19 protein-coding genes and 1 tRNA gene are annotated in these 24875 nt (G+C 54.7%); 14 read left to right on the forward strand and 6 right to left on the reverse strand.

Annotated features, from left to right (window positions below; all coding sequences use genetic code 11):
- Positions 1–70 precede the first annotated feature (70 nt).
- Both ACW4YW_RS02120 and ACW4YW_RS02125 read right to left on the reverse strand, forming a co-directional pair.
- Positions 71–1588: an alkaline phosphatase gene (locus ACW4YW_RS02120; protein WP_457136041.1), complete on the reverse strand. Its 1518-nt coding sequence runs from the start codon at positions 1586–1588 to the stop codon at positions 71–73.
- 20 nt (positions 1589–1608) lie between these two features.
- Entirely contained in the window at positions 1609–2379 is a 771-nt protein-coding gene (locus ACW4YW_RS02125; RefSeq protein WP_457136042.1) for a PEP-CTERM sorting domain-containing protein, read from the reverse strand.
- Between the two features lie 262 nt (positions 2380–2641).
- Between ACW4YW_RS02125 and ylqF the strand changes: the two genes are divergently transcribed.
- From ylqF to ACW4YW_RS02175, 10 genes are all read left to right on the forward strand, one after another.
- Positions 2642–3565: a ribosome biogenesis GTPase YlqF gene (gene ylqF, locus ACW4YW_RS02130; protein ID WP_457136043.1), complete on the forward strand. Its 924-nt coding sequence runs from the start codon at positions 2642–2644 to the stop codon at positions 3563–3565.
- A 212-nt stretch (positions 3566–3777) separates the two neighbouring features.
- A complete protein-coding gene (locus ACW4YW_RS02135; RefSeq protein ID WP_457136044.1) occupies positions 3778–4497 on the forward strand; it encodes a PEP-CTERM sorting domain-containing protein in 720 nt (239 codons plus the stop codon).
- A 174-nt stretch (positions 4498–4671) separates the two neighbouring features.
- Positions 4672–6678, forward strand: a complete 2007-nt coding sequence (locus ACW4YW_RS02140; protein WP_457136045.1) for a UvrD-helicase domain-containing protein — start codon at positions 4672–4674, stop codon at positions 6676–6678.
- 164 nt (positions 6679–6842) lie between these two features.
- Positions 6843–7982 (forward strand): MFS transporter, encoded by a 1140-nt coding sequence (locus tag ACW4YW_RS02145; RefSeq protein ID WP_457136046.1) that lies wholly within the window; start codon positions 6843–6845, stop codon positions 7980–7982.
- 51 nt (positions 7983–8033) lie between these two features.
- Positions 8034–10136: an AsmA family protein gene (locus ACW4YW_RS02150; protein ID WP_457136047.1), complete on the forward strand. Its 2103-nt coding sequence runs from the start codon at positions 8034–8036 to the stop codon at positions 10134–10136.
- A 79-nt stretch (positions 10137–10215) separates the two neighbouring features.
- Positions 10216–12114, forward strand: coding sequence for an ATP-binding cassette domain-containing protein (locus tag ACW4YW_RS02155; protein ID WP_457136048.1), 1899 nt, complete (start codon positions 10216–10218; stop codon positions 12112–12114).
- 98 nt (positions 12115–12212) lie between these two features.
- The gene (locus ACW4YW_RS02160; RefSeq protein ID WP_457136049.1) at positions 12213–13394 is read left to right on the forward strand and encodes a GGDEF domain-containing protein; all 1182 of its coding nucleotides are present in this window, start codon (positions 12213–12215) and stop codon (positions 13392–13394) included.
- A 98-nt stretch (positions 13395–13492) separates the two neighbouring features.
- Positions 13493–14062 (forward strand): alkyl hydroperoxide reductase subunit C, encoded by a 570-nt coding sequence (gene ahpC / locus ACW4YW_RS02165; RefSeq protein WP_457136050.1) that lies wholly within the window; start codon positions 13493–13495, stop codon positions 14060–14062.
- Positions 14063–14162: 100 nt separating this feature from the next.
- Positions 14163–15719, forward strand: coding sequence for an alkyl hydroperoxide reductase subunit F (gene ahpF / locus ACW4YW_RS02170; protein WP_457136051.1), 1557 nt, complete (start codon positions 14163–14165; stop codon positions 15717–15719).
- Between the two features lie 87 nt (positions 15720–15806).
- Positions 15807–15881 (forward strand) — tRNA-Arg (locus tag ACW4YW_RS02175).
- A 389-nt stretch (positions 15882–16270) separates the two neighbouring features.
- Here the strand turns inward: ACW4YW_RS02175 and ACW4YW_RS02180 are convergent.
- Together ACW4YW_RS02180 and ACW4YW_RS02185 are read right to left on the reverse strand one after the other, a co-directional pair.
- Positions 16271–17119 carry a hypothetical protein gene (locus ACW4YW_RS02180; RefSeq protein ID WP_457136052.1) on the reverse strand — a complete coding sequence of 283 codons (849 nt, stop codon included), beginning with the start codon at positions 17117–17119 and terminating at the stop codon, positions 16271–16273.
- Positions 17120–17294: 175 nt separating this feature from the next.
- Positions 17295–18344, reverse strand: a complete 1050-nt coding sequence (locus tag ACW4YW_RS02185; protein ID WP_457136053.1) for a P63C domain-containing protein — start codon at positions 18342–18344, stop codon at positions 17295–17297.
- Positions 18345–18526: 182 nt separating this feature from the next.
- Here ACW4YW_RS02185 and ACW4YW_RS02190 point away from each other — a divergent pair, with 182 nt between their 5' ends.
- Complete coding sequence (locus tag ACW4YW_RS02190) at positions 18527–18592, forward strand: DUF4113 domain-containing protein (RefSeq protein ID WP_457136491.1); 66 nt, start codon at positions 18527–18529, stop codon at positions 18590–18592.
- A gap of 129 nt (positions 18593–18721) precedes the next feature.
- Positions 18722–19072 carry a hypothetical protein gene (locus ACW4YW_RS02195; RefSeq protein WP_457136054.1) on the forward strand — a complete coding sequence of 117 codons (351 nt, stop codon included), beginning with the start codon at positions 18722–18724 and terminating at the stop codon, positions 19070–19072.
- 678 nt (positions 19073–19750) lie between these two features.
- Here the strand turns inward: ACW4YW_RS02195 and ACW4YW_RS02200 are convergent.
- Both ACW4YW_RS02200 and ACW4YW_RS02205 read right to left on the reverse strand, forming a co-directional pair.
- Positions 19751–20257 (reverse strand): FxDxF family PEP-CTERM protein, encoded by a 507-nt coding sequence (locus ACW4YW_RS02200; RefSeq protein ID WP_457136055.1) that lies wholly within the window; start codon positions 20255–20257, stop codon positions 19751–19753.
- Between the two features lie 348 nt (positions 20258–20605).
- Positions 20606–20827, reverse strand: a complete 222-nt coding sequence (locus ACW4YW_RS02205) for a hypothetical protein (RefSeq protein ID WP_457136056.1) — start codon at positions 20825–20827, stop codon at positions 20606–20608.
- Positions 20828–21317: 490 nt separating this feature from the next.
- On the opposite strand from ACW4YW_RS02205, the gene ku reads away from it, so the two are divergent.
- Together ku and ligD are read left to right on the forward strand one after the other, a co-directional pair.
- Positions 21318–22175 carry a non-homologous end joining protein Ku gene (gene ku, locus ACW4YW_RS02210; protein ID WP_457136057.1) on the forward strand — a complete coding sequence of 286 codons (858 nt, stop codon included), beginning with the start codon at positions 21318–21320 and terminating at the stop codon, positions 22173–22175.
- Positions 22176–22187: 12 nt separating this feature from the next.
- Positions 22188–24704 carry a DNA ligase D gene (gene ligD, locus ACW4YW_RS02215; RefSeq protein ID WP_457136058.1) on the forward strand — a complete coding sequence of 839 codons (2517 nt, stop codon included), beginning with the start codon at positions 22188–22190 and terminating at the stop codon, positions 24702–24704.
- The last annotated feature ends 171 nt before the right edge of the window (positions 24705–24875 follow it).

Genomic DNA, 24875 nt, shown 5'->3' on the forward strand with positions numbered 1-24875 from the left:
TCAAAAGCAAAATGGATGGGATGGCTTGCGCCATCCCATCCGTCTCAATCACACAACATCAAGCGCTGCATTAGAAGCCGAAGGCATCCTTCATGACGTGGAAGATGTAGTGCTGCTCTTGCACGCCCTGGAACAGGTGGGCCTTGGGGCCGCCTGCGAAGATTTCCACTTCTTCAGCCGCATGGGTCTCGGAATCGAGAGGCACAGTCACTTCCTGGTGGAAGTCAGGGTCGCTGGTGTCGACATTGGTCATGTCCTCGATACGGCCGCTACGTGCAGGGAAGCCATAGACATCCTCGCCTGGGACGTTAGGGTAGTAACCCTTGCCGTTGGCGTAGGAAATCGTGGTGTATGGGTTGCCATCAGTTGCTTTGGTCAACTTGCCATCCACGGTTACCTTGCCAAGGATAGGATTGCCGCGCTCTGGGTAGCCGCCAATCGTCATGGTGTGGCTGTGGTCGGCAGTCACGATCACCAGGGTGTCGTTGAGGTCTACCTTTTCCAGCGCCTTCTTCACTGCGTCAGACAAGGCGATGGTGTCGGTCAAGGCACGGTAGGCATTGTTGGCGTGGTGGCCATGGTCGATACGGCCGGCTTCCACCATCAGGAAGAAACCCTTGGGGTTCTTCTGCAGGATATCGATCGCCTTGCCGGTCATGTCGGCCAGGGATGGCTCCTTGCCTGTGTCGTTCGGGCGGTCATGCTCGTATTGCATGTGGGAGCGCTCGAACAAGCCCAGCAGGCGGTTGGTGTTGGCAGGGTTGATGGCATCGAATTGCGCCTGGTTCCAGACGAACTTGCCGCCGAACTTGTTCACGTATTCCTGCGCCAGGTTGCGGCCGTCGCGGCGGTCGCCCTTGCGGCCTGCATTTTCAGGATCGTCCACAGTGTTAGGCAGGAAGCGACTGCGGCCGCCGCCCAATACCACTTCAATACCGTCGCCAATCGCGCCGGCGCCGAAGTTATCGATCAACTGGGAAGCGATGTCCTTTACGTCCGCATCAGCAGGCACGTTGTTGTCGGACTCCCAATCGCGGGTGGATGTATGGGCATAGGTCGCTGCAGGGGTAGCGTGCGTAATGCGGGCGGTGGAAACCACGCCGGTGGCACGGCCGTTCTGCTCAGCCAGTTCGAGGATGGTCGCGAGCTTGGCAGCCTGCACCTTGCTGTTGTCCTTGTCGCCGTTCAATACGCGTTGGTCGACAGAAATGACGCCGTCATTCGTCTTCACGCCGGTCACCATGGCGGTCATGGTAGGTGCGGAGTCGGAAGTCTGCTGGTTGGCGGAATAAGTCTTGGACAAAGCCAGGTAAGGCAGCTTCTCGAATGCCAGCTTGTTGCGCTCGCCGTCGCGGCCTTGCAATTGGCCTTCGAGGATGCGGGCGGCTGTCACGGTGGATACGCCCATGCCGTCGCCCACGAACAGGATCACGTTCTTGGCCTTGCGGTTATTGGGGTAAAGCTTCTTGGCGGCTGCCAAGGCCTCCTGGCCATCCTGGTACCAGGTGTTGGCGTCTTCCGCCATGGCCTGGCCACACAGGGCCATCATCACCGCCAGGGCGGAAACCTTCATTGTTGCCTTTTTCATTTTATGCACTCCCATTGTGGTTAAACTGTTTTACGACGGCGCAATGCCAGGCCAAGCACGCCCAGGCCGGCCAGCAGCATGGCGTAGGTATCGGCTTCAGGCACCGGTGTGACGTTCAGGCTGATGTTGTCCAGGCCGACTTGCAATGCGCCCTGGTTGCTCACTGCGGCAAAGCGCAGAGTGTAATCTCCGCCTGCGGCGAGTACATCGCTGATATCAAAACTGTAATCTACGTAGTTGTTCACGTTGTCATCGCCATCGAAACGGCGGCCGTTTGCTCCACCGAGATAATAAGTGCCGATGATGTCAGTAGCATGAATGGAGAACGGATCGGCATCTGCGCGCAGGATATCGACGCGGACGTGCTGGTTGGCTTCATAGCTGCCGCCGGTAGTGGCATCCAGGCCAGCTTGGTTGATGTAGACGATGCCGTTGTCGCTCTGGTCGTTCACGAACATCTGGAAAGACAATACGGCGGACGTGACGGCGCTGATGGAAAAGTTCTGGTACAGCACTTGGCTGCTGGCGTAGGAAGAATCCAGGAAGCCGTAGAACTGGCCGCTGGCGGCGCCGACGGTCTTGTAGCCGCTGGCGTAGGACTCGGTAGCGTCTGTCGCGAGAACGGAGCCGGCAATGCCTTGCTCGGCCACTTGCCAGCCTTGCGGGTTGTAGCTTTCGGCAGCGTCGGCTTCGAAGCCGCCGTTGACGATGACTTCCTGCGCGAATGCAGGAACAGCGAACAGCACGGAGCTGGCCAGGGCCAGCGCTACGCCATGTTTTTGTAACTTCATGGTGATTCCCCTTTAAAAGTGAGAGTAGAAAACGGTTCGGGAGCCATACTAGGAAGCGCTTGTGTTAGATATATGGATGCAAAATAGTCCTAATGGACTAGTCCATGGCATGCGCAGCCGTTCATTTCTGCAACAAAGATGCAAAACGGGGCCGGAATAGCAGCCGGGATGCTAAAATGACAGCCATGACAGGCTTGCCCGCAAGCCGCACGCAAAAAGCCCGATCTTTTTTCATCAACGCATTCACATAGAGCAGTTCATCATGGCAATTCAATGGTTCCCCGGACACATGACTTCCGCGCGCAAGAAGGCGGAAGAAACCATGGAGTTCACCGATGTGGTGATCGAAGTGCTGGATGCGCGCGTGCCGGAGGCCAGCCATAACCCGATGATTGAAGACCTGCGCCTTTTCCGGCAGCGTCCCAGCCTGAAAATCCTCAACAAGGCCGACCTGGCCGACCCCGCTGTCACCCAGGCATGGCTCAATCATTTCAACCGGCAGGACGGCGTGAAGGCCGTGGCGCTTTCATGCAAGAAGCCTGGTGATGCGAAAAAGATTCCCGGCCTCTGCCGTAGCCTCGCACCGCATCGTGGCAGCAACCTCAAGCCGCTGCGCATGATGATCATGGGCATCCCCAACGTCGGGAAATCCACGCTCATGAACGCGCTCTTAAACCGGCGCATCGCCAAGGTCGGCGACGAGCCTGCCGTGACCAAGAGCCAGCAGCGTTTCGAGCTCAGCCCCCAACTCACGATTACCGACACCCCGGGCATGATGTGGCCGAAAATCCAATATGACTCGGACGGCTACATGCTCGCTGCCAGCCATGCCATCGGCCGCAATGCGGTGATCGACGAAGAGGTCGCCGAGTTTCTCGCCGGCATTCTGCTGCAACGCTACCCTGCCCTGCTGCAGGCACGCTACAAGACCGAGGTGAGCAATATGGACGCGATCGACCTGCTCGAGGCAGTCGGCAAACGTCGCGGCTACCTGCTCAAGGGCGGCGAACTGGATATGGAGAAGACCGCGATGGCGTTTCTCGTCGATTACCGTTCCGGCACCCTTGGCCGCATCAGCCTGGAAACGCCTGAGTCGCGTGCCGCCATGGTGGCTGAAGCACTGGAGCGGCAACGGTTGACTCAAGAAAATGCTGCAGAGAATAATGAAGAAGAAACCAAGGACTAAATCGCACCGTTGATTTTCATTTCTATCACTTATGAAAATCTGCAATTATTTCATTTACATACACGACATATCCTCTTGTAAAACCTCACAAAATTAGTCCAAACGTATCAGCCACAACAGACTATTGAGGGCTCCCTATTGCAGAGCTAGCATGTGATTGCTGTTTAAAAATAAAAAACACCAATCAAATCAACTGCTATGAGGAGAAACACATGAGCATTTCCAGAGTACTGGCCACCACGGCAAGCTGCGCATTGATGATGGCTGCCGTACAGGCCTTTGCCGCGCCCAATACCGTCTATGGCACGGATTTCGGCACCGGTTCCGAATATACCGCCGCTATTGCAGACACCAGCGTCACCTTTTATGCCAAGACCAAAGGCAACCGCGGCCTGAAAGACGGCGTATTCAGTTATAAGCCGGCACAGGACGGCTATCAGGGCGTAGGCGTATCCCCGTTGAAGGGCAGCGACGTCACGGTTGGCGAAATCGACAAGAACGAATGGATCATCGCCAAGTTCGACGACGCCACCGTCATCAGCAACCTTACCCTGGGTTTGCTGTTCAATGGCCCGGAATATGGGGACAATAAGGAGCAAGCCTCGATTACCGTAACCTACTTTGACAACTCCACCGACACCTTCAAGCTGGTTGCCACAGGCGACACCACTGCATTCTGGAGCGGCCTAGGCAGCGTCACCAACCTGAGCCCGGCCATTGATGGGCTGGGCGGGGTCTGGAGCCTGGACAACCCATTCGGCGACACGGCGATCAAGTCTTTTTCCCTGACGTCCCTCAAGGAGAAATCGGATTTCACCCTGTACAGCGTCACCGCCGTGCCGGAGCCGGAGTCCTATGCCATGCTGGCGCTCGGCCTGGGGCTGGTCGGCTTCATGGCACGCCGCCGCGGCAGAAGCAGGCTGTACGCCTGATCGGCCAAAGCGTTTATTCAGCCCCGCCGAAACTTGGCGGGGCTTTTTTATACTGGTCATGGGCTATATCGGCTAGCTTCAAAACACGGCTCAAGATAAAATTAGGGCCGATGTTGTTACATGCTTGTAGCAGCTTTTCCCAAGATTCATCTATAGAGCCGCAGGCAGATCAACATGCTGAATTCCATGAACCCGCAGCAGCGCGAAGCTGTGAAATACCTAGATGGCCCCCTGCTGGTGCTGGCCGGCGCAGGCAGCGGCAAGACCCGCGTCATCACGCAGAAAATCACCTACCTGATCGAGCAATGCGGCTACTCTCCCAAGGAAATCGCCGCGATCACCTTCACCAACAAGGCCGCGCGCGAGATGCAGGAGCGCGTGGGCCATTTGTTGCAAGGCAGCAATACCAAGGGGCTCACCATCGCCACGTTCCACTCGCTCGGCTTGCAGATGCTGCGCCAGGAAGCCGAACTGCTGGGCTACAAGCCGCAATTCTCCATCCTCGATTCCTCCGACAGCTTCAAGATTCTTTCCGATGCGCTGGCCACCACGGACAAGCAGCTGCTGCGCAAGACACAATGGCAGATTTCCAGCTGGAAGAACGCCTTCATCAACCCGGACCAGGCCGCTGCGACCGCGGAAGAAGAACTCAGCCATGCCGCAGCCAAGGTCTACCAGGTTTACCAGCAGACCCTGAAAGCCTACCAGGCGGTGGATTTCGACGACCTGATCAAGCTGCCGGTGGAATTGTTCGAGCAGCATCCCGATGCATTGCGCAAATGGCAGCACAAGCTGAAATACCTGTTGATCGACGAATACCAGGACACCAATGCCTGCCAGTACAAGCTGGTGAAGATGCTCACCGGAGTGGAAGGCCGCTTCACCGCCGTGGGCGATGACGACCAGGCGATTTACGGCTGGCGCGGCGCCGATGTGGAAAACCTGCGCCAGCTCACCGAGGATTTCAGCCGGCTCAAGGTCATCAAGCTGGAACAGAACTACCGCTCCACCGTGCGCATCCTGCGCGCCGCCAACCAGGTGATCGCCAACAATCCCAAGCTGTTCGAGAAAAAGCTCTGGAGCGAACTGGGCACGGGCGACCTGATCCAGGTCAGCGCCGCCAAGGATGAAGACCACGAGGCGGAATCCGTGGTGATGAAGCTGCTCGCGCACAAGTTCGAGCACCGCACCAAGTTCCTCGATTACGCCATCCTCTACCGCGGCAACCACCAGGCACGCATTTTCGAGCAGCAGCTGCGCCAGCACAAGATTCCCTACACCATTTCGGGCGGGCAATCTTTCTTCGACAAGGCGGAAATCAAGGACCTCGTCAGCTACCTGCGGCTGATTGCCAACGAAGATGACGATCCCGCGTTCATCCGCGCCGCGACCACGCCGAAGAAAGGCATAGGCAACACCACGCTGGAACGCCTGGGCGAATATGCCAGCGCGCACAAGATGTCGTTGTTCGAGGCCGCGTTCGAAGGAGATTTCCAGCGCACCATGGCCAACCGGCAACTGGAAGACTTGCTGACCTTCTGCCAATTCATCAACCGTATCCAGGAACGCGCCGAGAAGGACCCGGCAGGCGAGGTATTGAACGACCTGCTCAACGCCATCAATTACGAAGCCTTCCTCTACGATAGCGAAGAGCCACGTAGCGCGGAAAACAAATGGAAGAGCGTGCTGGATTTCGTCGGCTGGCTCACGCGCAAAGGCGATGAGGACGAAAAGAACCTGCTCGCGCTGACGCAGATGATCTCGCTCATGAGCATGCTGGAAGGCCGGGAGGATGCCGAGCCGGATGCCGTCAAGCTTTCCACCCTGCACGCCTCCAAGGGGCTGGAATACGGCCATGTGTTCCTGGTCGGGTGTGAGGAAGGCATCCTGCCGCACCGTGAAAGCGTGGACCAGGGCAAGATCGAGGAAGAGCGGCGCCTGATGTACGTCGGCATCACGCGCGCGCAGAAATCGCTCAACATTTCCTGGTGCCGCAAGCGCAAGCGTGCCGGGGAACATGAGTCCTGCGAGCCCAGCCGCTTCATCGCCGAGCTGCCGGAAGACGACGTGCGCCACTCCGGCCAACCGCAGAGCGACCCGGCCGCCAACAAGGAAAACGCACGCCAGCGCATGGCCCAGATCCGCGCCATGCTAGGTAGTGGAACAGGCGGTAGCTCCTGATATTGACCGGGTCATAAATTCATATCCAGTACATCGCCGCATGGTAAAGTAGCGCCCTTAGATGGCCTTTCCTTTCGTGCGCTCCGCTCATTCGGAAGCACAGGATTTCCTCTTCAGCGTTAATTTCTCCACCAGGTAACAAGCGAGCAAGTATGGGCAGTTGGATGATTGCACTAGCCGCCGGTGCGTTCTGCATCGGCATGACCGAATTTCTTCCGATGGGATTGTTGCCCGACATTGCACACGGGCTGGACGTCTCCATTCCGGCTACCGGCAACCTGGTTACTGTGTACGCCCTTGGCGTGGTGGTCGGCGGGCCCTTGATGGTGGCGCTCACGATCAACCGCCCGCGCAAGGCCACGCTGCTTGGCTTGATGGCAATTTTCACTTTCGGCAACATGCTGTGCGCCTTGGCGCCGAATTACTTCACCCTGGCCGCTGCCCGCATCTTCACCGCATTAAGCCATGGCTCGTTTTTCGGTATCGCTGCGGTGGTCGCGCTCTACCTGGCTCCTCCCGGCCAAGGCAACCGCGCCCTGGCACTGATGTTCACCGGCCTCACCATGGCGAACGTGCTCGGCGTGCCGCTAGGCACACTGCTAGGCCAGGAAACCAGCTGGCGCGTCCCATTCTGGACAGTCTCGGCTTGCGGCGCGGTTGCCATATATGCCATCTGGCGTTTCATTCCCGACCTCGGCGCCATGCCCAGGCCAGACATTCGCCGCGAGATGCACGCCGTATTCCAGCCTAACGTATTGCTCGCCATGGCAATCACCGCCATCGGCTTCGCCGGGGTATTCACCATCTTCACCTATATCACGCCGATACTGGAAGACATGTCCGGGCTCTCGCCCCACCACGTCAGCTTCATGCTGATCGCGATGGGGATCGCAGCCACCATCGGGCTCAATATCGGTGGAAAAATGGCGGATTGGAAACTATTGCCGACAATTACCCTCTCACTAACAGGCATGGCCTTACTGGGTATCGTATTCGCTTGGAGCATGCAGTTCACGCTGGCGGCGATTGCGACGGCATTTATCTGGGGCATGGTGAGCTTTGCCGTCGGGCCCGGCCTGCAGACCAATGCCATGGCGCAGGCCGGCGACTCGCCGCTGATGGCTTCCACCGTCAACCAGAGCGCATTCAACCTGGGCAATGCGGGCGGCGCCTTCCTCGGCGGTGCCGTGATCCATTTCGGCCTCGGCTTGCCTGCCGTTGCATTGGCTAGCGCAGCCGTTGCCGTTTGCGGGGCGTTACTGACCTTGTACAGCATGCGGCACTACGGAAAAAAGAACCTATAACCATCAGCTCCTGCAAGCTTTGCCTGGGCTGAACAAAAGCAAAGGTGAACAATGGCGCAACAGTTTGCCGGGCAACCTGCCCGCGGCTTGATCAAATTCGGCAAAGCCTTGCTCTGGCTGTTCCTGGGCCTGATCCTGGCTTTGATCATTTGCGAAATCCAGGGTTGGACGTTCTTGCGCGAGCCCGCGCAGTCCTTCCTCAGCAAGCAGCTGGAACGCGACATCAAACTGGACAAGCCTTTCAAGCTGCACTTATGGGCAGGAGTGCAGCTCGACCTCGGCCACCTTTACATATCCGCCCCGGAAAAATTCAATGTCCCGCACTTGGTGGACGCCGGCAACATCAGCATCAAGCTGCGCTATAGCGATCTCTGGCATTACAAGAAGCATGGCGAGTTGCGCATCCGCGAAATCAAGGTGGATGAAATCGACGCGCAACTGGTGCGGCATGCGGACGGCAGCGCCACTTGGGAATTCCCAAAGGACGAGAGCCAGCCAGCCACGCCCTTCCCCGTCATTGAAACGCTGATCGTGAGGAATGGCAGCAGCCATATCGACGACGCAATCAGCGCCACCACGCTGGAAGCCAAATTCAAGACCGAGGAAGGCGCCAGTCAGGAAGAGCTGCGCTCGGAAGTCAGCGTCGACGGCCAGTTCCAGCATCGTCCGCTCAAGGCTTTCCTCGAAACGCCCGGATTCCTCCCCATCGCCACGCAAGACAAGGACTCTCCGCCGATCAAATCCAAGGGCTGGCTCGAATACGGCAAGCTCAGGGTGGATTTTGACGGCCAAGTGGCCGACCTTTTCGGCCGGCAGGACATCGAGGGCAACGCCGTGGTCACCGGCCCCTCGCTTTCAGTGCTGGGCGAGCTGGTCGGCAGCGTTTTCCCGACCACCGACCCATTCCGCCTCAGCGCCAGCTTGAGCAAGCATAGCGACGTTTGGGATGTCAACGTGGACTCGGCGAAGATCGGCAGGAGCAGCCTCACAGCCGTGTTCAAGTACGATCCTCGCAGCAAGACCACCGGCATTCCGCTACTGAACGGGCATATCGACGGCAGCCGTTTCTACCTGGCCGACCTGGCGCCCGCGTTCGGCACATTGCAAGCAGACGGCAGCAAGCCCAAGCCTGTCGAGGGGCGCGCCATTCCCAACCGGCCGCTGGACCTGCCCTCCCTCAACCGCATGGATGCCGATATCAAGATCAAGCTGGACTATATGGAGCTGGGCAATGCCTTCGCGCTGCCGATCTCCCCCTTCAAAGCCCAGCTTAGCCTGGACAAGGGCAAGTTCATGGTCGGGGACATCCTGGCCCAGACCGCTGACGGCACCCTGACGGGCAGCTTCTCGGTCGACGCCCAGGAAAGCAAAGACGCCGACAAGGGAAAATATCCGCCCCAATGGCAAATCAAATTGGGCTGGAAAGACATCGATCTCGGCAAGTGGCTGCAAGTGTCCAAGGCACGGCAGGAAGAAGCTAAGAAACAAGGCAAGCCCGTGCCGCCCGCCTATGTCACCGGCACCCTCAACGGACGCACCGACCTCAGCGGCAAGGGCTCGACCACCGCCGAGCTGCTTGGCTCCCTCAACGGCAAGACCACCTTGTTCATCGAGCAAGGGGAAATATCGCGGCTGGTGATGGAGCTGCTGGGGCTGGATATCGCGCAAAGCGTGAGCGCCTGGCTAGGCGGCGACCAATCGCAGCGGCTGCAATGCGCGGTCATGGACCTCAAGGCGTCCAATGGCGTGGTGCGCCCCGAGGTCGCGCTCATCGACACGCCGGTCACCTTGGTATTGATCGACGGCAATATCGACCTCGGCCAGGAGAAACTGGATTTGCTGCTTGCTGCCAAACCCAAGAACTTCTCGCCCCTGACGGTACGCTCGCCGATCAAGGTACAGGGCAGCTTCGTCGATCCCAAGGTGCGCCCGGAAGCCGTGCCGATCGCCGCACGCCTGCTCGGCAGTGTGGCGCTCGCCTTCGTCAACCCGCTGGCGGCCATCCTGCCTTACCTGGATACTGGCTCCAAGGGTAACTCCTACAATTGCAGCCAGGCGCTCAACGCCTACTCTGCACCCAAACCGGCCAAGGCGCCCGCAGACAATAAGGCTCCTCCGCCCCAAACGCCTGCGACGGCCATTCCCGGGCATTGAAGTCAATGCCCGTTTAGCGGCCTGACTAGGCCCAAACGGGCCATATAGCAGCGTCCTCCGTGCTGATACAATACGGCCCATGCCTTATATCACCCTAGATCAAGCCAGCCTGGCTTATGGACATTATCCCTTGCTCGACCATGCCGATTTCCAGCTCGACGCTGGCGAACGGGTCGGCTTGATTGGCCGCAACGGCGCCGGAAAATCCAGCCTGCTCAAGGTCATCGCCGGCGAAAGCAAGCTGGACGACGGCATCTTCTGGCGCGCGCCCAAGTCGCGCGTCGTCTATGTGCCGCAAGAACCGTCCCTGTCGCCCGAACATACCATTTTCGAGGCGGTGGCCGAAGGCTTGGGCGGCTTGCGCCAGGCCTTGGTCGAATACCACCACGTTTCCCAGCAGATGGCAGAACCCGGGGCCGACATTGACGCCCTGATCGCGCGCATGCAAACCCTGCAACACGACCTGGAAGCGCAAGGCGGCTGGCAATCCCAAGCGCGGGTCGAGGCTGTCTTGAGCAGGCTGCAGCTCGACCCGGAAGCGAAGATTGACACGCTCTCAGGCGGCTGGCGCAAGCGGGTCGCCCTTGCCCGCGCCTTGGTGGCGGAGCCCGAGGTATTGCTGCTCGACGAGCCTACCAACCACCTGGACTTTGCCGCCATCGAATGGTTGGAGAACCTGCTGCTGGATTTCAAGGGCAGCCTGCTGTTCATCACGCACGACCGCCGCTTCCTCGACCGGCTTGCCACGCGCATCGTTGAGCTGGATCGCGGGCGCCTGACGGATTTCCACGGCAATTACAGCCAATACCAGGTGAAGAAGGAAGAATTGCTGGCGGTGGAAGCGACACATGCCGCGAAGTTCGATAAATTCCTCGCGCAGGAAGAAGTCTGGATACGCCAGGGCATCAAGGCGCGGCGCACCCGCAACGAAGGCCGGGTGCGCAGGCTCGAGGCCTTGCGCCTTGAACGGGCCGCCCGTCGCGAGCGCCAGGGCAACGTCAAGCTTACGCTGGATAGCGGGGAGCGCTCCGGCAAGCTGGTCGCCGAACTTGACCATATCTCGCTCGCATATGGTCAAAAACTGCTGATCCAGGATTTCAGCACCCGCATCATGCGCGGCGACCGCATCGGGCTGGTCGGCCCGAACGGCGCAGGCAAATCCACCCTCCTCAAGCTGATTCTCGGTGAGCTCGAGCCTGACAGCGGCAGCATCCAGCGCGGCACCAACCTCAACGTGGCGTATTTCGACCAGATGCGCGAGCAGCTGGATGAAGAGGCTACCCTGGCCGACACCATCAGTCCCGGCTCCGAGTTCGTGCAGATCGGTAATGAACGCAAGCATGTCATCAGCTACCTGGAAGACTTCCTGTTCCCGCCACAGCGTTCGAGGTCGCCCGTGAAGTCGCTTTCCGGCGGGGAGCGCAACCGCTTGCTGCTGGCCCGTTTGTTTGCGCGCCCGGCCAATGTGCTGGTATTGGACGAGCCTACCAACGACCTGGATATCGAGACGCTGGAGCTGCTCGAAAGCCTGCTGCAGGAATTCGAGGGTACTTTGTTCCTGGTCAGCCACGACCGGGCCTTCCTGGAAAATACCGTCACCCAGATCATCGCCTTCGAAGGCGATGGCGTATTGAGCGAATTCGGCGGAGGCTACGATGACTGGTCCCGCCACACGCAGGCACGGACGGCTGAAAAAACCGCGGCCAAAACACCGGCGGAAAAGCCCCGGCAAGAAGCGCCAGCCAGGAAACCCGCAGCCAAGCTCAGCTTCAAGGAAAACCGTGAGCTTGAAAGCCTCCCCGCCGCGATCGAAGCACTCGAGGCAGAGCAAGCCTCAATCAATACGGCGCTTGCGAACCCGGACATCTACCGGGAAAACGCTGAACAAGCGCGCGCATTGCAGCAGAGGCTGAACGAGATCGGCACGGAAATTGACCGGGCCATGCTGCGCTGGGAAGAACTGGAAAGCAGAAATTAGCGTAGAGTTGCAGAGGTCGCATGGACAATACATAAGCCCATGCCTCCCCTGCAATATTCGAGATTGATTGCATTGTGAATACCTAAGGGAACAATAGCTTGGATTCTTTTTGGAATTCATATACCGCCAACATCGCCTATTCGATCAGCCAGCTGTGCATCGCGATCATCATGGGCGGGATGTATTTTCTCGCGCCTACGGAGCGCTGTACGCGCTATTGGGCGCTCTCCGGGCTGATCAGCGTATTCGGCTCCACGCTTACCGCTTTCAGCATTTCGAAGTTCGGGCACCTGCCCCTCATTACCGGCTCCACCCTGATGATTGCGGCCATGACGGCAAAATGGTGGGGGACGCAGGCTTTTTTCGGCAAGCGGCCAGCCTATGTCGGCTGGTATCTAGTGCTGGGCTTTTTCATTGCCTACAGCCTGGTGGTCCTGCTGCAATTGGCCGTCGGCATACGTACCCTGCTGTTTTCGCTCATGCTGGCACTGCTGATGTTCCTCAATGTGGTCGAGGTCATCCTGGCCAGGGGCATCAGGCTATCCTTCGCCAACAGCCTGGTCATCATCGCCTATACATTGGCAGCGGCGGATTTCATCCTGCGCGGCATCCTCGCCATCAACGGCGGCTTAGACCTCACGCCGCAAAGCCATGACCCCATCAATGTCTTCGGGCTTTACCTGATCCCGATGTGGTGCAACCTGCTAGGGTCCCTGGGCCTGCTGCTGATGTACTTCGAATCCATCATCCACGAAAAAGAACACTTGGCGACGCACGACGAACTTACCAAGATTTATAACCGCCGCGCATTGGTCAACCTCGGGCGGCGCGAGATCGACTTGGCGCACCGCTATCAGCGCCCGATCAGTGTCTTCATGTTGGACCTGGATCATTTCAAATTGATCAACGACACCTACGGCCATGATGTGGGCGACAAGGTGCTGAGAAGCGTAGCGCTGACCTTGAGCAACACTTGCCGCAATACCGACATCATCGGCCGCTACGGCGGCGAGGAATTGTGCATCATCTGCCCCCATACCACCAAGGAAGAGGCTTCCGCATTGGGCGAGCGCCTGCTGGAATCCATGCGCAATCTACGCCACCGGGCATGTGATGACCGTCAAGTCACCTGTAGCATCGGGCTGTATACCTGGAACCCGAATGACTTGGCTGCAAGCTGGGAGGCCATGCTGCACCGGGCCGATACCGCCTTGTATGCCGCCAAGGCCGCAGGCCGGAACTGTATGCTGCAATATAATATCGAAGCCGATCATCAATAAAATTTATTTATCAACTGAATTTAAACAATCAATTTTATTTAATTAAATAAATCCCCTACACTGCAATCTCACTATTTCAACCACCCTAGGAGATTGCAATGACCACATCCCTTATCAACACCGAAATCAAACCGTTCAAGGCCACCGCATTCCATAATGGCGAATTCGTCACCGTTACCGAAGCGGACTTGAAGGGCAAGTGGGCAGCCGTCGTGTTCTACCCCGCCGACTTCACTTTCGTCTGCCCGACAGAATTGGGCGACATCGCCGACAACTACGATGAATTGCAAAAGCTTGGCGTCGAAGTGTATTCCGTCTCTACCGACACCCACTTCACCCATAAGGCCTGGCACGACACTTCGGATACCATCCGCAAAATCAAGTTCCCGATGATCGGCGACCCGACCGCCACCATCACCCGCAACTTCGGCGTATTGCGCGAAGACCAGGGCTTGGCCGACCGCGGCACCTTCATTATCGATCCCAACGGCGTGATCCAGGCAATCGAAGTCACCGCAGAAGGCATTGGCCGCGACGCTGCCGACCTGGTGCGCAAGATCAAGGCTGCACAATACGTTGCCAACCACCCAGGCGAAGTCTGCCCAGCCAAGTGGAAGGAAGGCGAAGCTACATTGGCCCCATCCCTGGACCTCGTCGGCAAGATCTAAACGCTAGTCAAGCTGGACTGTGCCCGGGCAACCGCAAACTCCCTGCCTCAATGCCCGGGCATTTTTTGAAGCAATATCAATACAGAATTGAGAGCACATCATGTTGGATGCAAACATCAAGACGCAATTAAAGGCCTATTTCGAAAAACTCACCCAGCCTATCGAAATCACCGCCTCTGTAGACGGCGGCGACAAATCCCGTGAGCTGCTGGAGTTGCTTGACGACCTTAAGAGCCTGTCTTCCCGTATCACCGTCCAACAAAGTGATGATGACACTCAGCGCAAGCCTTCCTTCAGCTTGGACAGCCCAGGGAAAAACCTCGGCATCCGCTTTGCCGGGCTTCCGATGGGACATGAATTTACCTCGCTCGTGTTGGCGCTGTTGCAGGTTGGCGGACATCCGCCCAAGGCCGAGCCGGAAGTCATCGAGCAAATCCGCAACCTCGAAGGCGAATTCAACTTCGAGACCTATATCTCGTTGAGCTGCCACAACTGTCCTGAGGTGGTACAGGCCATCAACCTCATGGCTGCCATCAACCCGAACATCCGCCACGTCATGATCGACGGCGCCTTGTTCCAGAAGGAAGTGGACGAGCGCAAGATCATGGCCGTGCCTACCATCTTCCTCAACGGACAGGAATTCGGCCACGGACGCATGGGCGTGCAGGAAATACTCAACAAGATCGACACCGGCGCGATCAGGAAAGAAGCCGAGAAACTCTCCGCCAAGGAACCGTTTGACGTATTGATCGTCGGCGGCGGTCCTGCCGGCGCTTCTGCCGCGATCTATTCAGCCCGCAAAGGCATACGCACCGGCGTGGTTGCCGAGCGTTTCGGCGGACAGGTCATGGACACCATGGCCATCGAGAACTTCATCTCGGTCAAGGAAACCGACGGCCCCAAGCTGGCCGCGGCATTGGAAGAACATGTCAAGAGCTACGACGTGGATATCATGAACCTGCAACGCGCAGCAGCGTTGGTGCCGGCACATGACAACGGCGGCTTCACCGAGGTCAAGCTCGAAAGCGGCGCTGTATTAAAGGCCAAATCCGTCATCATCGCGACCGGCGCACGCTGGAGGGAAATCAATGTTCCCGGCGAAAAGGAATACCGCGGACGCGGCGTGGCCTATTGCCCGCACTGCGACGGCCCCTTGTTCAAGGGCAGGAGCGTTGCCGTGATCGGCGGCGGCAATTCCGGCGTCGAAGCCGCGATCGACCTCGCCGGCATCGTCAAGGACGTCACCTTGATCGAATTCAATGGCGAATTGCGTGCCGACGCCGTGTTGCAGAAAAAACTGTTCAGCCTGCCCAACGTCACCGTCATCACCGGCGCGCAAACCACCGAGATCAACGGCGACGGCGAAAAGGTCAACGGCCTGACCTACACCAACCGCCAAACTGGCGAATCGCACCGCATCGACTTGGCTGCCGTATTTATCCAGATCGGCCTGGTGCCCAACACCGACTGGATCAAGGACACCATCACCTTGAGCAAATTCGGCGAGATCGAAGTGGATGACAAAGGCCAGACCTCGGAACCAGGCGTATTTGCCGCGGGCGACGTCACCACCGTGCCATTCAAGCAAATCATCATCGCCATGGGTGAAGGCTCAAAAGCCGCACTGGGCGCTTTCGAGCACCTGATCCGCCACTAAACTGCAGCGGTACTGCGACGCAAGGCCAAAAACCAAGCGAAACAGTACCGCTCAGGCTGCTTAAAAGGTAGAATAACGGACTTGGATGTCCTCGTGGTGAAACGGATATCACCGGCCCCTCCTAAGGGTCAGTTTCAGGTTCGAGTCCTGACGGGGACACCATCCTCCATTTAAGGCTTTGATTTTTATAGAAGCCTTACCCCTCAAGGGATTCCAAAGGTTCACTTGGTTACTTTTCTGGAGACATTCCAGTAATATCCACAGGATGAAACCTAAGAAAATGGCGTACCCTCCTGGCCTCGTTTTACACGGTATACCAATCAACAGCTGCTGCACACATTGAAACTCTTAAGTCGCAGTCTAGCTTTGAAAGCGGACTTCAAGCAATTTCGGACAAATGAGGGAATTACGCCCACTAACACAGATTATTAAATATGAAATCAACGGTAAGATTACGGTAAGACGGGTGATGATAATCATAATTATTTCCGGCTGCTCAGCACGGCTCCACCTCCATCAGCGGAAAGGCGTATAGGTGCTAGAGTGAATGTCTATAAAACAGTACTGATCCTGAAGAGTTCATAGAGAGGTTCTATAATGGATGTCCACGAATCCAACTTATAGATCAGGGGCAATCGGATAAGTGATGACTGAACTAATGCGGATAACGAAATTATAAATGTCAAAAAGAAAATTGCCCAGCTATGTATCTTTGCGTTTCTTTCTCTAACCCATTCAACCTCATAATTAGACAAAGACTCCCACAATTTTCCAGCCAATAAATAATCTCCCTCCCTGTTTTTCTTCAACTCTCCTATTTCACAAAGCCACTCCAGCTGAGTTCTTATAATTTTAATTTTTTCTGCATAATCTGGCCTTCTCAATATTCTCCATGAATACAATTGCATAGTGAACATTGTAGGGCTGAATGATGATCCATCAGAATAAAACTCTTTTAGCCTGATTAACAAATCATATCTTTTTAAAGCCTCTACTTTCCTTTTATTATTAAAAAATTGAAGGACAGTGTCTTTGATAATTTCTAAAAATGTACAAACCCTATGAATCCCAGTGACATAAAGAAACATATATGCCATTAAGCTTCTATAGCTATATTCGTACACTCCCTTATAAAACCATATCTCAATATTTGAATCATCAACATCGGAGATTAACATCTCATGATTTTGTTGAAATGAATTACCATCCCACCTTCTACCAATCAAGATATTTTCATTGATTTCGTCAACCAAAAAATATGGATTTCCATCTGAATTAATGTAAATAGTCAGGCAGTCTACTTTTCTACCATTTTCCCCACTACGGGGAATAGTACTTGGACATTGATTTTTTATGGCCAAAGTTAGAAACGTCTTCCAGAGCCAAGTTTTTATCGACACAGCACTCCCCTTAAATGCAATCGTTATGATTTTTGTATTATGATAATGGATGAATTTACTTGATCCAACTGAAACTGTGAAGATAATACCCCTCCTTCTCTGCTTTATCCTAGCCCGCCCCTCTCAACAAGTAGAGCTTATGGGCAAAATAAAACCCGCCAGGGCGGGTTGTTGGTTATGGCAATTCAAATTCCTCAAATGGCAAATCAAGACTATCACCCTTCTTCTTTAAGACCTTATCAACCATATTCATAAATTTAGTCCATCCCCACCCACTGGCAATAGCCAACCTCTGAAGGGTTAAAATAGATTGGATATGACTCGCAAGCATTGGGTCTCCGATATCTCCGGTTAGCCATTGATGCAATTTATTTTCCCTATTTCCGCCTGCATCTTTGGGACTTTTTGTCTCAAGTTCCTTAAGTAGCCCCGGCGCCATTCTTTCGTATACTAGGTCTCTTGTATAATGAGCAACAACGCTATAACGATTTTTGCTCATTCCAGTCCATTTCCAACCTCTCAACTTATATATGTTTTCATAGAACTCATCCGGGAACTTCTTTACCCAAACGGCAAGTTCCTTGCTAATAATTGCCTCAAGGTACTTTTGCAAAGCATCCTGTGGCCGAATTTCCTGATAACCGGTCGCTTCATCCACAAGGGCAACAATACCGATATGGGCCAGCGCCCTCATCACAATTTCTGCTTGTTCTGCCCGCGATAATTGACTTTTGGTAAGTAACTCCAGCTGTCTGGCTTTTAACCATATTTCACATGCGGCAGGAAGCGCGGACGCTTCAAACCCTGAAAACTCTCGCCCCTCATCTAGATATTTAATGGCTGAACCGGCGCCGCTCCAATAATCCTTCAGAATCAAAGAAGATAGTTCTTTTTGGGCAATAAAAACAGGCAATCCGGCGCCAGCGGCAAGATTAAATTGTCTTCCATTTGGGCGTGTGGGGAAAAATGCATCTGTGATTCCCCTTTCAGATAAAACTCGACGGCCATCATCAAGAACACAACACGGAATTGATATATCTCCTAACACAAGCTGCCCGGATTTAATTGCCTTTGGCAATCCAGACGGCTTCTTTTTTGCCAATGCAGCAATCCTAGCTATTTCACTTCTTCTCTCAGGCGACAATTTTTCACTGCGCGCCACCCCACCCTTTGCTCTTCCTGTAACATTAACCATTGCAAGCACCCTTATGTTATTTTCTTGCATTAAAGCACTCAATCATATCTTATGCAAGCATAATTTCCATTAATGCTTGCATTAATGACAGCATTCATCGAGAAATATTTTAATGAAATTGGCAATATTGGCTTTATATCTGCTACTCCCTGCTATCTGCATGGCCGACACTCTTACCGGCAGGGTCAAGCTAGCCTCGGAAGGGCTGAGCCATGCGCTGGGCGTTCAAGAGTCCAAACTACACAACCGACTGGAATGACATTCCTGTCATTCGGTAACTGTAAAATCTGCCAGTGTCCATTCGGGCTATATCCCGCCACTACTGAGCTATGCTTAAATCATCCTGCAGTCTGGACAGCACCACCTTTACCAGATCGCGATTCTGTCTCAGGCGCAAAGGTGTCGGGATGATTCACCCCTTTGATAACAGCCTCCGCCTTGAGCCAGTAAGAATCAATGTGTCTGCTGGCAATGTGTATTCATTCATTTGGGGAGAGTTACTCATGGCTGTATATTTCCTTTCGTATGATTTAAGAAGAAATAAGAGGGATTATCAAAAACTTTATGATGAGCTTAAGAAGTACAAAGCTGTTCAAGTTTTAGAGTCCGTATATGCTTTTAAATATGAGGAAAAAAAATCCACGGAATTGAGCAACCACTTTAAAAGCTTCATTGATTCTGATGATGGATTACTTGTTATAGAAGAAAAAGACTGGTCAGGAATTAAAATTAAAAATTCACCTAATCCACTTTACTAGTTCAAGCCCGCACTCGCGGGCTTTTCTTTTCCAGTCTCATAGCCCATCAAGCCGGAGGGTGCAGGGTGAGCCTGCACGCTGATACAGTCGTGTGTGCCCACAGACCTGGGATGTGTGCCAAAGAAGGTGAAAACGACTGCAAAATTTAAAATAAGATGAAGAGATAAAACACAGTGATATTAAAATAATTGGGGTAACTTTGGGGGTAACAAATAAAATTAAAATCCCATAACCATTGCAGTTACTAGATTAATGAAATCTGTTCGTTGATGACAGGCCAGCATTCAAAGCAGTTCAACCAACAACCCTAACCAACTCCGAGCGATAGGGTATCCCCTACCGCTTCTGTATATCCCTCACGAACTATCAGTTTCCAAGTCATTTAAGACGGAAGAGATTGTCATTTTTCACTTACTCAGCGCTGAGGGCACTCCACTTGAGTTCATCGTTCAGAACTCAAATGACCAGACCTTCTACATTGAGACTCTACCGATCGACGAAAAGCACAAGGTTGTACTGAGAAAGGTGAAGGTGAAACTGAATCTCATCAATAGCGATTCAGCACCTTGAATATCTCCTGAACAGCTTGGGCTATGCTTCTCGTATTCATTGATAATTTGTTAGGTTGATGAGGGCGTAAAAAAGCCACCCGAAGGTGGCTTTTATCAGGTTGGAGAATTAGCCCAGGTTTTTATTCCTGCGCATGGCAAAAGCACCTATCAGTGCTAGACCGACGCCAAGAAGCGCATATGAGGCCGGCTCAGGCACGGCCTGGACGCTAATCGCACCGCTATAGACCCCGCCAGCCACCCCATTGGTGGTGCCTTCTACATTGATGTAGTAGTTTCCGGCTTCGAGATTAGCAAAAGTGAATTCGCCACCGGCTACGGAACCAGCAACCCATGTGTCAGAGCTGTTGTAGAGGTTGAAACTGAGGTCGCTAAAGCCTAGGACATTCACTCCGCCATTGGTTAACGGCAAATCGCTAAGCGAGAAAGTACCTGTCGAAACATCAGCCAAGCTAAAGTTGAAGGTATTCGTGAATGTAGTATCGGCGGCTACAGTGTTGGTATAGGTATTGATACCAGCATGCAGTTCGCCAAGATCCACCACATCGGCGGCATACGCACCAGAGGAAGCAACGATGAGCGTTGCGGAACCAAGCGCTGTTTTGAGAATATTCATACAGACTCCTTACAAGTTGTTGTCGATGAAATTCCCCCCAGAGAAATTATAAACAGACTTGCCTCGTTACAAAGAACTTATAGTTATTCCCATATAACTTCTAAATAACCTCAACATTAAAAATTCTCATCATTAATAATATGCAAACCCTTGGTATCATTGCGCTCGCGGTTGTTTGCCGTAGGGACATACCAACCCGGTGTTATCTGCTGTGTATGAGGTACTAACGGACTATCCCTTCAGACGCTCACTAGAGGTTTAATTACTTTTTCACTCCAGAATTAACCGCTCCAAGAGCGCACATACATCAATCTGAGGCGCCTTGAGTGTTCAAACCGGCGCGGATAATTACGTTTTCACATTCAGCAGGAATATTTCTGCCACCTTCGGCCCTACTCCTTTGATTTCCTGCAGCCGTTCAGCTATTTCGCTTTTCTTTTCCGACGCAGAGAGAAAATTGCCGATTTTCCCTTGATATTGGAATGCCGCCATATTCAGCATGTTAGGCGCAGTAGATTCGTCATAGCGTTTATAGTGGCCCTCCCCAGCAAATCCACGAGGTGTTGCCAAGTACTGCTGAAGATCTTACTGGGAGAATCGATGCCATGCGCCATGAACACTTTCCAAGTGTTGACGGCAATCTCCTGGGAGATACGGTGGCCGAACAAGTAATAAGCGAGAACCATTTGAACAATCGCTTTCACTGCCGGATCTGGGGTCCAGCCCTAGACCATGTGCGCTTATTTTTCCAGTCATGATGCATTCCATATCTTTAAGAATGAAGAAAGGTGTCCTGGCAAGCCCTACTGCGTTTTGGCTAATCAATCTTTCCGCAAAGCCTCCTCTTCCGCGCCGAAATGCAGTCAATGTATGCCTTCTAAGCAATGACTTATAGGAATGAATGGACCGAACTTGCTGTCGGAACGTATGACGTTTACCAACTGCAAGCATCAAGACAACTATTACGTTTTCCTACACTAGGTTCAGAACAAGCCTGATAGAACTACCGTATGCGAACTGAGGATGATGTTTTTATTACCCTGCTCTCAGGATTTATCCTATGTCACGCCCTATCTGGAAAGGCGCCATCAGCTTCGGCCTGGTCCATATCCCGGTTGAATTGCACTCAGCCAGCGCTCCCGCCGGCATAGACCTTGATCTATTGGATAAGCGCGATTTCGCCCCGGTAGGCTATCGTCGATACAACAAGGTCACGGGCAAGGAAGTAACCCAGCAAGATATCGTCAAGGGTTATGCCTATCAAAAAGATGAATATGTCGTACTGAGCGATGCCGATTTGCGCAACGCCAACCCTGAAAGCACCCAGACCATCGATATCCTGTCGTTTGTCGAAGTCAGCGATATTCCCATCATGTTCTTTGACCAGCCCTACTATTTGGTGCCCGCCAAGGGCGGCGAGAAAGTCTATGCCCTGCTGCGCAAGACCTTGGAGAAATCGGGCAAGCTGGGGTTGGGGCAGGTGGTGATCCGCACAAAACAGCACCTTGCGGCGCTGATGCCGTTCCAGGATGTCATCGTGCTTAACCTGCTGCGTTACCAGGAGGAGCTGCGCGAGCTGCCTGAAATACCCCAGCCCAGGGCAGGCAAGCAAAGCCAGGTGTCCGTCAAGGAGGTCGAAATGGCCTTGTCGTTGGTGGAGGACATGACCGAGCCTTGGAACCCTAGGCAATACCAGGATACTTTCCGGCAGGACATCATGGCGCTGGTGAAGAAAAAAGTGAAGGCCAAGCAAACCCATATCCTCACCGAGCCGAATGAGGAAGAGGATGGGCAGGCCGCAGCAAAACCCAGCAACGTGGTGGACCTGATGCAATTGCTCAAGGCCAGCATCGGGGAAAAAGCCAGCCGCAGGGTCCCTGAAAAACCGGCCAAGCCTGGCCGCAGGCGTTCGGCTTGATTGGAGCTCATCATGGGATTGCAGAAATATTGGAAAAAGCGCGATTTCAAGATCACTCAGGAGCCGCGCGGCCAGGTTGAAAAATCAGGCGGGCAGCTCCGGTTCTTCATCCAGAAGCATGATGCGCGACGCCTGCACTATGATTTCCGGCTTGAGCTGCAAGGCACGCTGAAAAGCTGGGCGGTGCCCAAGGGCCCCAGCCTGGATCCCAGCGAAAAGCGTTTGGCCGTGGAGGTGGAAGACCACCCTCTCGCCTACGGAAGTTTTGAAGGCGACATCCCTGCGGGCCAATACGGCGCAGGGCATGTCATGCTCTGGGATCAAGGCACCTGGGAAGCCATCGGCGACCCGCTGCAAGGCTACAAGAAAGGCACTCTCAAGTTCCGGCTGCACGGCCACAAATTGCAAGGCAAATGGGCGCTGGTGCGTATGAAACCCCGAGGGGGAAAGCAAGGAGAAAAAGAAGCCCAACCCAATTGGTTGCTGATCAAGGAACAAGACGAGCAAGCCCGCAGCGGACCGGAAGCCAGCATCACCGAGACCTCCGGCGAATCTGTCAGTGCGCTTCCTCTCAATAGCGAACTTGTATCGCCGGCAGGCGTGGATAATGAAAGTATGTCCACAGAGGCTGCCGCCATGCCGGCCGCTTACCAACCCCAGCTTGCCACCCTGGTCAGCCATGCCCCTGAAGGCGACCAATGGCTGTCGGAACTGAAATACGACGGTTATCGCGCCTTGACGCGGATTGAAGAAGGTAAGGTAAAGATGCTGACCCGCAATGGCCACGATTGGTCGGCCAAGTGGCCGGTGCTTGCAGAAGCGCTCTCCAATTTGCCTGCCGACACTGCATGGTTGGATGGAGAAGTCGTCGCGATGGAGGCAGATGGCAGCATCAGCTTTCAGGCCCTGCAAAATGCGGTGCGACTGGGGAACGAGGCCAAACTTGCCTACTTTGTCTTCGACTTGCTCTACCTTGATGGGCATGACTTGACACAGCTTCCCCTGCTGCAGCGCAAGGAGCTTTTGCAAACATTGCTTGCCAACCAGCCATCGCAAGGCCATTTACGCTTCAGCGACCACATCGCCGGCAACGCGCCCGAGGTGTTCAAGCACGCTTGCCTGCACGGCCTGGAAGGCATCGTGGTCAAGCATACCAAGGGAAAATACCTGCAACAGCGTTCCGATGAGTGGCTCAAGGTCAAATGCGGCTTGCGCCAGGAGTTCGTCGTGGCAGGCTACACCGACCCGGCAGGCAGCCGCGAGTCATTCGGGGCTTTATTGCTTGGCGTGCATGAAGAGAGCGGAACACTGCGCTATGCAGGCCGCGTCGGCACGGGCTTCAACCAGGACAGCCTCAAGCTGATCGCCAAGGAATTCCCCAAGCTCAGCAGCGCCAAGCCGGCATTCGCAAACCCGCCGCGCGGGCGTGAAGCGCTCGGGGTGCATTGGCTCAAGCCTGTATTGGTCGCCGAAGTCAAATTTGCCCAATGGACCAGCGATGGCCTGGTACGACATGCGAGCTTTGTCGGCCTGCGTAGCGATAAGCCGGCGGAACAGGTTGTACATGAAATAGCAAAAAAGCACGTCAGCACCGCCAAGCAATCCGCCAAGAAAGCACCCCAACCCCAGCCTGGCCATCATGAGGCGCAAGTGGCGGGAATCAGGCTCAGCAACCCGGCCAAGGTACTGTTTGCGGAAGATGGCCTTACCAAGCTGGACATCGCCCGCCATTACGCGGCGGTGGAAAAATGGATACTGCCCTACCTCCATAACAGGCCGATATCCATCGTGCGCTGTCCCGACGGCTACAACCATCACTGTTTTTTTCAGAAACACGTCACGCAAGGCAAGCACCATCACCTGAAGGCGGTACAACTGGACAGCAAGGGAGGACAGCCGGAATACTTTATGGCGAACACCCTGCCGGCCATCGTGGAGCTGGTACAGCTTGGGGTATTGGAGCTCCACTCCTGGGGATCGCGTTATCCGCATACATCCCTGGCAGACAGGCTCATCTTCGACCTGGACCCGGCCCCCGGCTTGCCCTGGGAGCGGGTCACCGAGGCGGCGTTATTGTTGCGGGGCCTGCTGGAAGAGCTGGAGTTGGCATGTTTCGTCAAGACGACCGGTGGCAAGGGATTGCACGTTGAAGTGCCGATCAAGGCGGAACATCCTTGGGAACTGGTGAAAGCCTTTACCCAAGGAATCGCCCGTCATGTCGAAACGCAGATACCCGAGCGCTTCACGTCCAATCTCTCGAAAAAGAAACGCGAAGGACGCATCTTCATCGATTACCTGCGCAACAGTGCGGGCGCCACCGCTGTCGTGCCCTACTCCACCCGCGCCAAGGCGGGCGCCCCGGTGGCGACTCCCCTGACATGGGACGAGGTCGGGCAGCAGATCCACTCCGATACTTTCAACATCAACAATATTAGCGAGCGCCTTGCACAGCTAAAGACCGATCCTTGGAAAGGCTACCTTGCCCATCGCCAAAGACTGGGAGCAAAGGTACTCAAGCTGTTTACTTGATGGCTGGATTTCATATCGTTTCGTTATTGCCATATACAAAGTGACAATGCTGATTTTGCCGCAAAGGTGGCCCTCCCATACTGGCTTTAGGCTCTTTGCACGGCCTGCGACCTCCCGTCGTAGCGGATTAAGAGATTTTCGTTTGCAAAACATCTTTTAGACTAATCTTTT

Source organism: Methylobacillus pratensis (genome assembly GCF_054072455.1).